7 protein-coding genes and 1 CRISPR repeat array (1 of these 8 only partly in view) are annotated in these 12,819 nt (G+C 45.8%); all 7 genes read left to right on the forward strand.

The window, feature by feature from the left end:
- Positions 1-385: 385 nt before the first annotated feature.
- From AAV90_RS08635 to cas2, 7 genes are read left to right on the forward strand one after another with little or no spacing between them, the layout of a single operon-like run.
- A complete protein-coding gene (locus AAV90_RS08635; protein ID WP_046497836.1) occupies positions 386-2,626 on the forward strand; it encodes a CRISPR-associated endonuclease Cas3'' in 2,241 nt (746 codons plus the stop codon).
- A gap of 18 nt (positions 2,627-2,644) precedes the next feature.
- A complete protein-coding gene (gene cas5c / locus AAV90_RS08640) occupies positions 2,645-3,379 on the forward strand; it encodes a type I-C CRISPR-associated protein Cas5c (protein ID WP_046497840.1) in 735 nt (244 codons plus the stop codon).
- On the forward strand, positions 3,376-5,148 hold the full coding sequence (gene cas8c / locus AAV90_RS08645) for a type I-C CRISPR-associated protein Cas8c/Csd1 (RefSeq protein WP_046497843.1): 1,773 nt from the start codon (positions 3,376-3,378) through the stop codon (positions 5,146-5,148). The genes cas5c and cas8c overlap by 4 nt, the downstream gene beginning before the upstream one ends.
- 23 nt (positions 5,149-5,171) lie before the next feature.
- Positions 5,172-6,086, forward strand: a complete 915-nt coding sequence (gene cas7c / locus AAV90_RS08650) for a type I-C CRISPR-associated protein Cas7/Csd2 (RefSeq protein WP_046497845.1) — start codon at positions 5,172-5,174, stop codon at positions 6,084-6,086.
- A complete protein-coding gene (cas4, locus tag AAV90_RS08655) occupies positions 6,073-6,753 on the forward strand; it encodes a CRISPR-associated protein Cas4 (RefSeq protein WP_046497849.1) in 681 nt (226 codons plus the stop codon). The genes cas7c and cas4 overlap by 14 nt, the downstream gene beginning before the upstream one ends.
- 27 nt (positions 6,754-6,780) lie before the next feature.
- Positions 6,781-7,809 carry a type I-C CRISPR-associated endonuclease Cas1c gene (cas1c, locus tag AAV90_RS08660; RefSeq protein WP_046497852.1) on the forward strand — a complete coding sequence of 343 codons (1,029 nt, stop codon included), beginning with the start codon at positions 6,781-6,783 and terminating at the stop codon, positions 7,807-7,809.
- 12 nt (positions 7,810-7,821) lie between these two features.
- Entirely contained in the window at positions 7,822-8,112 is a 291-nt protein-coding gene (gene cas2 / locus AAV90_RS08665; RefSeq protein WP_046497854.1) for a CRISPR-associated endonuclease Cas2, read from the forward strand.
- A 165-nt stretch (positions 8,113-8,277) separates the two neighbouring features.
- Positions 8,278-12,819: direct repeats of the CRISPR family, unit length 32 nt; unit sequence GTCGCACCCCGTGCGGGTGCGTGGATTGAAAC (it continues 727 nt past the right edge of the window).

Consider the following 12,819-nt stretch of genomic DNA (forward strand, 5'->3'; position numbering starts at 1 on the left):
GGGGGAAGGAAGGGGGGCGGGCATTTCAAAAAAGGATTTAGAGGAAATAAAACGCAGCAGGTCAAGCAGCTTTGGCTTCAGCAATGTCTGCCAAAAAAAGGGTGTTGGCTATAAAAATGCAATTATTAAAGAAAGGAATAAAAAAAATACCAAATGACAGACTCGTGTCACTAGGATGTGGTTAAAGTATAAGAAGGAAAAAAAGGAAAAATAACGAAGAGATATTTTGTAATAAGATGTATGCCAGCATCTAACTGTTGCCGTTTATGTTTAAAAATATCTAAACGGCAAATGGATGTAAAGATTCCTGATACTTATATACTTTTTATATGACATTTTTATAGTATGCTTGCAAAAAAATTCTGATAGAAAGGGGGGATTAATTATGAGGGAAAAAATAATCGCTCATGTTCGTAAAAATGAGGACGGTACCTGGGCTAAGCCGCATGGATTATTAGAACACCTGAACAATACGGCAAAAAGAGCAGAATTTAGTGCTGGCAAATTTCAATCTGATGTTTGGGGGAAAGCAGCTGGATTGGCTCATGATGCTGGTAAAGGGAGAGAGGAATGGCAGAGGTATTTGAAAATCAAAAGTAGTTATGATGAAGAAGCACATTTAGAGGGTAAGCCTGGAAAAGTACCCCATGCCATTTATGGGGCAAAATTGGTTGAACAACTTTACGGAAAACAAGTGGGCAGATTACTGGCTTACTGTATTGCCGGGCATCATGCAGGCTTACCTGATTGGTCCAGTGCTGAAGGAGCAGGGCAGTCGTCGCTTCAGTTTCAGGAGATGCAGGTAAAACAGTTTGAAGATATAGACCAATCAATTATCGATATTATAGGTTCAGCCCAGCCCACGATTCCTCCCTGGAAATTTTCCGAGGGGTTAGATTTATCCTTGTGGATAAGAATGTTGTATTCCTGTTTGGTTGATGCTGATTTTCTGGACACTGAGTCATATATGAACCAGGAAAAAGCGGATAATCGGGGTGCTTATTGTTCTCTACAGGAACTGCTGGTTCGGTTTAATGAATACATTAAAAAATTGGACGAATCATCTGAAGATACAAGAGTAAATGCAATCCGAAGAGAAATAAGAAGAAAATGCATACAGATGGCAAGTGAAGATCAAGGAGTTTTTACCCTTTCAGTCCCCACTGGTGGAGGTAAGACTTTATCCAGCCTGGCGTTTGCTTTAGAACACGCTATTAAACATGAATTAGACCGCATTATCTATGTAATTCCCTATACCAGCATTATTGAACAAAATGCTGATGTATTTCGGGATGCTGTTGGTGCCGATCAGGTGGTGGAACATCATTCCAATCTGGAGGAAAATGATTCTACCCCGAAGTCCAGGTTGGCTTGTGAGAACTGGGACGCTCCTATTATTGTAACTACATCAGTGCAGTTTTTCGAATCTCTATTTGCCGCCAAATCGAGTCGTTGCCGCAAGCTACATAATATCACCAGGTCAGTTGTAGTTTTAGATGAAGCCCAATTAGTGCCTTCAGACTTCTTAATCCCTATTTTAGAAACCATGCAACTGCTAGTGGATCATTATAAAGTTAGTTTTGTAATATCTACTGCAACCCAACCAGCTTTCAAAGAGCGAATTGTAGGAGGTATACTCTTTCCTGGTTTAAAAAATGTGAGGGAAATTATGGGTGACGATAAAGATGTAGACTTGCTATACCAATCGCTAAAAAGAAATCATATCCAATTTCCCACTGATACTTATACAACTGCCAGCTGGGAAGAAATCGCGAATCAGTTACAACAATATGAACAGGTATTATGCATTGTTTCCGACCGTAAAAGCTGCCGTGAACTACATAGCTTGATGCCTAAAGGGACATTTCATCTGTCAGCTTTAATGTGTGGGCAGCACCGCAGTCAGATGATTAAATCCATCAAGAAAAAATTGCAAAATAATGAACCAGTTCGCGTTATCAGTACTCAGCTGGTGGAAGCCGGTGTTGATTTTGATTTTCCGGTGGTTTATCGCGCTTTTGCAGGTTTAGATTCTATTGCCCAGGCGGCCGGGCGTTGCAACCGGGAAGGTAATTTACCCAATCTTGGCAAGGTAATTGTTTTCATTGCTCCTCGGAAAGCACCCATGGGTATACTGCGAAAGGCAGCGGAAACAACCGCAAACATTGTTATAAAAAATTATGAAGACCCTTTGCAACATGAGATGTATGAAAAATATTTTTCCGAATTGTATTGGAAAGTCAATTCACTGGATGCAAAAAACATTGTAAATTTGCTAGACCCTTATCAAAATGATTTACGAGAATGTAGTATCTGTTTTCGCACTGCTGCAGGAAGGTTTCGCATAATCGATGAAACATTGCAGAAATCGATTCTAGTTCCATACTATGAGGGCGAAAAATTAATTAACCAGTTAAAATTTTCTGGCCCCGACCGCGGGTTGATGCGAAAACTGCAAAGGTATACCGTCAATATTTATAACAATGAGTTTAACCAGCTTTTAAAAAGAGGCTCACTATCCGAACCCAGTCCGGGTATTTTTGCACTGCTATCTGATGCTGAATATTCGGAGGAAATCGGTCTTATGGTGGAACCATCATTTGATCCTGAAAAATGCATTATTTAAGAAAGGAGCAGATGAAACTTGCATAATTGGTGTTTGGAAGTGTGGGGAGAATATGCATGTTTTACCCGCCCGGAAATGAAAGTGGAACGGGTAAGCTATGATGTCATGACCCCCTCGGCAGCACGGGCAATTTTTGAGGCTATTCTATGGAAACCTGCTATTCGCTGGAATGTGGTCAAGATAGAAGTTCTTAATCCAATTAAATGGATTTCTGTCCGGCGCAATGAAGTTGGAAAGACAGTACCAGCACCTACAGCTAAACAAATGGCAGGTGTACTCGGAGCCCCCATGGGTATTTTTATTGAAGATGAACGTCAGCAACGTGCCGGGCTATTTTTACGGGATGTCAGGTATCGCATTCATGGCTATTTTGATTTTATTCCGCCTGAGCAAAGAAAGGCAAACCGTTCGGCTTTACCCGAATTATGGGCGGACGAGCAGGAACAAGCCGGAATATTTAAAATGGATGAAACGGAAGCAAAATATGCCGCCATGTTTGAACGGCGGGCCAAAAAGGGTCAATGCTTCCACCGGCCTTATCTAGGGTGTCGGGAATTCGCCTGTGATTTCAGGTTGGTTGATCCCCTGAAAGAACCAGTCGAGTCGATTAATGAGACCAGGGATTTGGGTTACATGCTGTATGATATGGATTTTGAGCAGGATATAAACAATCCGCCGCCATTATTTTTCCGTGCTCAAATGGAGAACGGGGTAATTAATACCGACCGTCGGGAGGTGGAGGTAAGAGGATGATACTTCAGGCGTTAACAGAGTATTATGATCGCAAGGTAGCAGATCCTGATAGTAAAATAGCTCCAGAAGGTTTTGAAAAGATAGAATTGCAGTTTTTAATTGTTATTAATAAAAATGGCGAGTTTATTAATATTGAAGATACTAGGGAAAAGATAGGGAATAGAATGACTGCAAAATCTTTTCTACTACCAAGGTCAAAAGTGAGAACCGGTATTAAGAGCTATGAGACAACATTTTTATTATGGGATCATATCGGGTATTTGCTTGGTTTACCAAAAGACGATAGTAAATCAAGCAAACAACATCAAACCTGGATAAACTCTTTGAAAAAACTCCCATCAGAGTTACTTGATGATATAGGAGTTAAAGCAGTAATTAGATTTTATGAAAACAATGAGGTTATTAAGGCAGTCAACTCACCACAAATCCAGGAGTGCTTAAAATCTACTCAATGTAATATGTCTTTTCGGTTGGAATCAGATATTCCAGTACCATGTAGAACAAAAGTGAAAGAATTTGTTCGTAACAACCCAAACTATATAGTCGGTAAAGAAAACAACGAAAATAACGCGGAGGATAGTAAAACAGGAATATGTTTGGTAACAGGTGAAAGTGGAGTTATTGCCCGTACTCATGGTAGAACCCCAATCGATAAAGACACCAAATGCCTAGTAGGATTCCAAAGAAATAGTGGATACGATTCATACGGAAAAGAACAAGGTTATAATGCACCGATCGTACGATCAACCGAATTTGCTTATGTTACTGCACTAAATACTTTGCTAAAGTCAAAAAATCAACGTATGTCAATTGGCAATACCGCTACTATTTTCTGGTCAGAAAAACGCTCATCCTTTGAATCCGACTTTTCATTCTTTTTCAAGGAACCGGAAAAAGATAATCCCGATGCAGGAACCCAAAAAGTAAAAGCCCTGTTTAATTCCGTAAACACTGGGACCTACATAGAAGATGACGGGGATAACCGGTTCTATATTCTGGGGCTTGCGCCCAATGCAGCCAGAATTTCTATCCGTTTTTGGCAAGTAGGAACCATTTCCGAATTCGCATTACGAATTGCCCAATATTTTAATGACTTCAAAATTATTAAACCACCCAATGAACCGGAATACTATTCCCTTTGGCGTATTTTAGTCAATATTGCCACCCAGGATAAGAGTGAGAATATACCTCCTAATCTAGCCGGTGACTTTATGCGTTCTATCCTGGAGGGAACACCTTATCCTGCTACAGTACTGCAAGCCTGTCTTAGAAGAATTCACAGTGATACTAAATATAGAGTAAAACCTGTGCGGGCAGCTTTACTAAAAGCTTATCTGAACCGATATTATCAATTTTATCCTAATCAAAATCATAAGGAGGTTAATATAGAATTGGATACTAAACAACCATCTGTCGGCTACCAACTGGGGAGATTATTTGCTACCCTGGAAAAGATTCAAGAAGAAGCCAACCCGGGTATAAATGCTACCATTAGAGAACGTTTTTACGGTGCTGCTTGTGCCACACCGGTAACGGTATTTACCAATCTCCTGCGATTAAAAAATCACCACCTGGCCAAGTTGGAGAATAAGGGCAGAGTGGTAAACTTTGAACGCCTCCTGGGTGAAATTATGAGCCGTCTTACAGATTTCCCAGCCCATCTGGACTTACATGAACAAGGGCGTTTTGCCATTGGTTACTATCATCAACGGCAATCGTTTTTTACCTCGCAGAAAACTGATTCAGATAATAATTTCGAAAACAACTAAATTTAGAAAGGAAGAGTGGAAAAATGAGTGAGAATGTTTTAAATCGTTATGATTTCGTGCTTTTTTTCGATATAAAAGACGGCAATCCCAATGGAGATCCGGATGCCGGCAACTTACCACGTATAGATGCTGAAACTGGTCATGGATTGGTAACCGATGTGTGCTTGAAAAGAAAAGTTAGAAACTATGTCGCTTTGAAAAATGAAGAAAATCCTCCCTACGCCATTTTTATTAAAGAAAAGGCGATATTAAATAACCTCATAGAGCAGGCTTATATCAGTCTGGACATTGATTTGAATGAGTCGCCATCCGATGAGTCGGATGGTAGGAAAAGGATCAAGCCGGGGAAGGGTCAGGGCAAGGAAATTGATAGAGCAAAGGAATTTATGTGTCATAATTTTTATGATATAAGAACATTCGGAGCCGTACTATCAAGTGGACCTAATGCTGGGCAGGTTCGGGGTCCGGTTCAGTTAACCTTTGCACGCTCAGTAGATCCAGTTGTCGCCCTGGAACACAGCATTACCCGGATGGCAGTTGCAACTGAAGCTGAAGCCGAAAAACAAGGTGGCGATAATCGCACCATGGGGCGCAAATTTACCGTTCCCTACGGACTATATCGTGCCCATGGCTTTATTTCAGCACCGCTGGCAAATCAGACCGGCTTTTCAGTAGAAGATTTGGAGCTTTTTTGGGATGCTCTATTAAATATGTTTGAACACGATCGTTCTGCTGCTCGGGGATTGATGGGAACAAGAAAGCTTATTGTATTTAAGCATGCTTCAAAAATGGGAAATGCATCGGTTCAGAAACTGTTTGATACCATTTCGATAAAGAAACTAAATGAAAATAAACCGACTCGGGATTTCAGTGACTATGAGATTTCAATCGCCAAAGACGAGATCCCTGAAGGTGTTGAAGTACTTGAATTACTCTAAGAATTACCAGGAAGATCAGCTTCTAGCCATTTCCGGCTTGCAACATATAGCCTTTTGCGAAAGGCAATGGGCGTTGATTCACATCGAGCAGCAGTGGGACGAGAACCTCAGAACTGCTGAGGGGCGAGTATTGCATGGAAGGGTGCATGATCCGGAATATAAGACCTATAAACCAGGAGCAGTAGTTGTTCGGGGAATGACACTGCAATCACTGAGTTTAGGATTATATGGTGTTGCCGATGTAGTAGAGTTTGTAGAACAGCAGGGCGGGGTAGGAATTTCACTTCCTAACCGGACTGGATTATATCTGCCGCGCCCGGTTGAATACAAAAGAGGAAAATCCAAACAAGGTGATTATGACCGCATCCAATTATGCGCCCAGGCCATGTGCCTGGAAGAGATGTTAAACTGCCACATCGAAGAGGCAGACCTGTATTACGGAGAAACCCGCAGGCGGGAAACGGTGAAACTTGATACCGAACTAAGAGACGAAGTTATAGAACTGTCGCAACATATGCATAAACTCCATGAAGAAGGAATAACCCCAAAACCAGATATGAAGCTGAGCGTTTGCAAAAGCTGCTCCATGATAAACATATGTATGCCAAGAATAAGACTTAAAACCAGTGTACAAGGATATTGGAACGAAGTCCTAAAGGAATTATAAATAATATTAAGTTAAGAGGTGAGGTGATTGAGGCGTTTATTAAATACGCTCTATGTAACAACGCCCGATTCCTATCTGGCCCGTGAAGGGGAAAATATCCTTATTCGTTTGGAGGAAGAGACATTGTTCCGCGTACCTTCACATAACATTGAAGCGATTGTATATTTTGGTTATCCGGGGGCTAGTCCGTCATTATTAGGCCTTTGTGCCGAAAAGGGAATAACAGTTAGCTTTTTTACTCCCAATGGCAGGTTTTTAGCTAGGGTTGAAGGGGCACAGACTGGAAATGTACTACTACGACGCAAACAATATCGCATGGCTGACGAGGAAAATAATGTTCCGTTATTATCAAAATATTTTATTGCAGCAAAAATTATGAACAGCAGAGCCGTCCTGCAAAGGGGACGTCGAGATCATCCCGATAAAGTGGGAGATAATATTGAACGAAGCATAGTCTTGTTGGCTGGTTCAGTTAAAAAAGTATTTGCTAGTAAAAGCTTAGATGATATACGCGGGTTAGAAGGAGATGCCGCCCAAAGGTATTTTTCAGAACTGGATAATTTGATTCTGGAGCAAAAACAGGACTTTTTTATGAACACCAGGAGCAGAAGGCCGCCGTTGGACAATGTAAACGCATTATTATCTTTTTTCTATACACTATTAGTCCACGAATGTAGATCGGCTCTGGAAAGCGTTGGTCTAGATCCGGCGGCGGGATTTTTGCATAGAGATAGACCAGGTCGTCCTAGTCTGGCATTGGATTTAATGGAAGAGCTTCGTCCTTATCTCGGGGACAGGATGGTTCTTTCGCTTATCAATCGTAAACAGATTAGTAAGGACGATTTTGTCACCAAAGAGAATGGAGCAGTATATGTTCTGCCTGATACCAGGAAAATGCTTCTTACGGCCTGGCAAAAGCGTAAACAAGAGGAGATTATCCATCCGTATTTAGGAGAAAAGATTCCAATAGGATTATTGCCATATACCCAGGCACTATTGCTGGCGCGTTTTTTGCGGGGAGATTTGGATGCTTATCCGGCGTTCATTTGGAAGTAGAGGTGAGTAATCATGATGGTACTAATTACTTATGATGTTAATACTACTGACAAAGAAGGGCAGAAACGTTTGCGAAGGGTAGCCAAAAAGTGCGTTGATTACGGACAAAGGGTGCAAAATTCAGTTTTCGAATGTTTATTAGAACCAGCTCAATTTGTTTTACTAAAGAATGAATTGGAATCAATAATTGATACAGATAAAGATAGCTTAAGGTACTATATGCTCGGGGCTAACTGGAAAAGAAGGGTGGAGCATGTGGGAGCAAAAGAAACCTATGATCCGGAAGGCACCATGGTACTTTAGCGCGAACCGGAAGCGATTGGAAAAATGCTGGGCAGTTCGCGATAGCTAATTTTCGGGAGATAATTAATATTTTATAATTTGCTGGAGGTTAAAATCTAGGAGAAAAAGTTCTGCCGCGGATATAATGCTAAAAAACATTATTATATCGGAGTTAGAAAAGTTAGTGTCGCACCCCGTGCGGGTGCGTGGATTGAAACTTAAAAGTGTATGAAGAAAGTAATGCAATTGTTAGTCGCACCCCGTGCGGGTGCGTGGATTGAAACAATTATGTGGCCTTACGGGTCACCAACTCAGCCGCGTCGCACCCCGTGCGGGTGCGTGGATTGAAACAGGAAGCTGATCTATTTAATTCAGCTTCCCAAAGAGTCGCACCCCGTGCGGGTGCGTGGATTGAAACAAAAAATTGCTGATATTGTAACAGCCAAAAAGAAGTCGCACCCCGTGCGGGTGCGTGGATTGAAACGGCCCAAAAAGTTCAAGAAACAGAACCACAGGTTGCGGTCGCACCCCGTGCGGGTGCGTGGATTGAAACCCGGGCTCTCAAAGCCTGATCATGCGGGTTGTACTGTCGCACCCCGTGCGGGTGCGTGGATTGAAACACTTAAAAGTTTTGCCATTGTTCTTTTTCCTCCCTGTCGCACCCCGTGCGGGTGCGTGGATTGAAACCATGTGACCATGAAGAACTTGAAGGTAAAGAATGGTCGCACCCCGTGCGGGTGCGTGGATTGAAACTTTGTGCTTCGTATAAAGCTCTACCTGGTAATTAGGTCGCACCCCGTGCGGGTGCGTGGATTGAAACCAAAAGATGAACCAATCGATAGTGTGGGGCCTTGGCAGTCGCACCCCGTGCGGGTGCGTGGATTGAAACATCCAAGAAGGCTGTGTCGCACTCGACATAGCCAAGTCGCACCCCGTGCGGGTGCGTGGATTGAAACAGAAAATGAAGGATGAATATGGGATCATTGGTTACTGGTCGCACCCCGTGCGGGTGCGTGGATTGAAACTGAGTAGTTGGAACAGTGTCGCCTCATCCACGTCTTGTCGCACCCCGTGCGGGTGCGTGGATTGAAACAGCGATCCATGTTACCTGCACGCCTGCATAAACGGTCGCACCCCGTGCGGGTGCGTGGATTGAAACGGTTTCTAAAGCATCTAAATCAATATCGGTTGCATCGTCGCACCCCGTGCGGGTGCGTGGATTGAAACCATGTCCTCCACCCATGCAGGCGAGTTCCAACTGGTCGCACCCCGTGCGGGTGCGTGGATTGAAACAATTGCTGGATGTCTTGCAGCTATACATACACTTAAAGTCGCACCCCGTGCGGGTGCGTGGATTGAAACGGTTGTCAAGAATGACAATTGAAGACGGAATGCCTTGTCGCACCCCGTGCGGGTGCGTGGATTGAAACTATAGTTTGGCAGTTGGAAAAATAGTTAATCTTTGGTCGCACCCCGTGCGGGTGCGTGGATTGAAACTTATCTGTCATTAACATCTTATTACCCCTTCCTTGTCGCACCCCGTGCGGGTGCGTGGATTGAAACGTGATTATCTGTCAAAAATGAATAACAGAACTTTGTCGCACCCCGTGCGGGTGCGTGGATTGAAACAGTTTGTGTGTATTTATCGCTGTTGTTAATAGCTTGATGTCGCACCCCGTGCGGGTGCGTGGATTGAAACTTCAGGACGCTGGATGGGATGTAATGCTGACCAGGGGGTCGCACCCCGTGCGGGTGCGTGGATTGAAACTACAGAGTGCTATTAAAAAACCAATAACAATAACGTCGCACCCCGTGCGGGTGCGTGGATTGAAACTGAATCTATTCCATGTTGATACGAGTCTAATAAATGTCGCACCCCGTGCGGGTGCGTGGATTGAAACGAAGAAGTTGAGGATGGGAGTAAAGGAGTTATTAGTCGCACCCCGTGCGGGTGCGTGGATTGAAACAGGGAGCGGGGCAGGAAAGGGAGGAATTGAGATGGTCGCACCCCGTGCGGGTGCGTGGATTGAAACTTTCGACAAAAGCCTGTAACCCGCGTGGTTATGGGTCGCACCCCGTGCGGGTGCGTGGATTGAAACCCCTCAGTCCACCGCAAGATCGGCGGGCTGATAGAGGTCGCACCCCGTGCGGGTGCGTGGATTGAAACCGGTTATATCGCGCATTAGTCCTCGCTCCCTTCCAGTCGCACCCCGTGCGGGTGCGTGGATTGAAACAGCGTGTTAAAGCATTAAAGCGTTTTGACTGGCTGTCGCACCCCGTGCGGGTGCGTGGATTGAAACTGTGTATAAAGGCAGGTGGAAAAGGTGAAAAAGGGTCGCACCCCGTGCGGGTGCGTGGATTGAAACTCTGGGCTTAGCCTAAACCCGTAGTCTCTATACGTCGCACCCCGTGCGGGTGCGTGGATTGAAACTTGAAAAACTGCATACCCGTAAACCGTAAGTATCGGGTCGCACCCCGTGCGGGTGCGTGGATTGAAACAGTTTCCTCCGGGTACACCGGGGGATGAGGTATCGCAGTCGCACCCCGTGCGGGTGCGTGGATTGAAACATAGGTCCTTCGATAAATGCCTGCCCCTTCTCCCTCGTCGCACCCCGTGCGGGTGCGTGGATTGAAACTCCCCGCTGGACTTGCACCAGCCACCTTTCGGCGGGGTCGCACCCCGTGCGGGTGCGTGGATTGAAACCTGTATGCCTTGCTGACCGTGGCTTGGATACAGCCGTCGCACCCCGTGCGGGTGCGTGGATTGAAACTTGTAAAACACGTTGCAGGCTTTCGGCCAAAATGTGGTCGCACCCCGTGCGGGTGCGTGGATTGAAACAGTTTCCTCCGGGTACACCGGGGGATGAGGTATCGTCGCACCCCGTGCGGGTGCGTGGATTGAAACGCATGGATAGCGTGGTAGAAAAAGCGATAATATCGTCGCACCCCGTGCGGGTGCGTGGATTGAAACTATTTAAGGGATGAAAAGGACGAAGAAAGAGCCGGCCGTCGCACCCCGTGCGGGTGCGTGGATTGAAACTGCGTCTTAAGAAATAATGAAAAAAGATAGTAAAGTCGCACCCCGTGCGGGTGCGTGGATTGAAACGACAATCAGTGTCGAAAGGACAGACCAAGGGCGAAGTCGCACCCCGTGCGGGTGCGTGGATTGAAACCCGAATCTCGTCTTGTTCCATAAACGGGAGCCGTTGTCGCACCCCGTGCGGGTGCGTGGATTGAAACAGCTTGCCTCCCGCTGCTTGTGCTGGCTTGTAGCTCGTCGCACCCCGTGCGGGTGCGTGGATTGAAACTGAGGGTCGCACTGAGCGCAAACCGCGCGGCGAAGTCGCACCCCGTGCGGGTGCGTGGATTGAAACAAGCGGGTATAAAGACGCTTGCCAAGTATGCAACCGTCGCACCCCGTGCGGGTGCGTGGATTGAAACTCATCCTCCTTATACAAAGTCATCAAATACTATAGGTCGCACCCCGTGCGGGTGCGTGGATTGAAACCCATCAGTCCGTCGGTGTGATCGGCGGGCTGATAGGTCGCACCCCGTGCGGGTGCGTGGATTGAAACAAAATCACCAATGAGCAGTTAATCCAGATAGCCGCGTCGCACCCCGTGCGGGTGCGTGGATTGAAACTTGCGTGGGAGGCGTGGCAAGAACAGTAAGCTAGCGTCGCACCCCGTGCGGGTGCGTGGATTGAAACAGCAAAATTTTATCAGAATAAAACACTGTTTTATGTCGCACCCCGTGCGGGTGCGTGGATTGAAACTTTTTTGAAGGAATTAAAATGATAGCGCCCCACCCAGTCGCACCCCGTGCGGGTGCGTGGATTGAAACTACGTCAGTGCCTGCTTTTGTTTTCCAGCCATTTTGTCGCACCCCGTGCGGGTGCGTGGATTGAAACTAACAGGGTATTTCTTTATTACCTTTTTGTACCCTGTCGCACCCCGTGCGGGTGCGTGGATTGAAACCAGTAAAGGAGACTGAATAGCATGGCAGAAGAAACGTCGCACCCCGTGCGGGTGCGTGGATTGAAACCCCTTTGCACAAAGTAGTCATCAACGAAGTGCAGATGTCGCACCCCGTGCGGGTGCGTGGATTGAAACGGTTAGATGGTAACCACATGACTTGTACTCATAACGTCGCACCCCGTGCGGGTGCGTGGATTGAAACAAAGAACATGCGTTTGTAGTATCATATCCCACCCCGTCGCACCCCGTGCGGGTGCGTGGATTGAAACTAGCATGTGACGCGGCATAGTATGCTCCCCCTTCCGTCGCACCCCGTGCGGGTGCGTGGATTGAAACTTGGTTATAGTGGTCATCAATCATGTTAAGGGAATGTCGCACCCCGTGCGGGTGCGTGGATTGAAACTTTTAACCACACTGTTTTTTTTGGACTTCAATCAAGTCGCACCCCGTGCGGGTGCGTGGATTGAAACAGTAAATCCGTATTCGCACATTCTGGGGAACCAGTGGTCGCACCCCGTGCGGGTGCGTGGATTGAAACCTAAACAATCAAGCACCGTTAAGCGCTGCCTTACCTGGTCGCACCCCGTGCGGGTGCGTGGATTGAAACTCAGTTCCCCGATCTGGCCGCAAGCGGTAGAAATAGTCGCACCCCGTGCGGGTGCGTGGATTGAAACAAGGTGGAGCCTCTCTTTGAGGAACGCCTTGATCTTGTCGCACCCCGTGCGGGTGCGTGGATTGAAACGGTTGTGCC

It is taken from the genome of Syntrophomonas zehnderi OL-4 (assembly GCF_000983115.1).
GTDB classification, from domain to species: domain Bacteria; phylum Bacillota; class Syntrophomonadia; order Syntrophomonadales; family Syntrophomonadaceae; genus Syntrophomonas_B; species Syntrophomonas_B zehnderi.

Bases quoted from the DNA above. Each gene is read 5' to 3' on its own strand.
- cas7c (WP_046497845.1), top strand. From the start codon at position 5,172: ATGAGTGAGAATGTTTTAAATCGTTATGATTTCGTGCTTTTTTTCGAT.
- cas2 (WP_046497854.1), top strand. From the start codon at position 7,822: ATGATGGTACTAATTACTTATGATGTTAATACTACTGACAAAGAAGGG.
- cas8c (WP_046497843.1), top strand. From the start codon at position 3,376: ATGATACTTCAGGCGTTAACAGAGTATTATGATCGCAAGGTAGCAGAT.
- AAV90_RS08635 (WP_046497836.1), top strand. From the start codon at position 386: ATGAGGGAAAAAATAATCGCTCATGTTCGTAAAAATGAGGACGGTACC.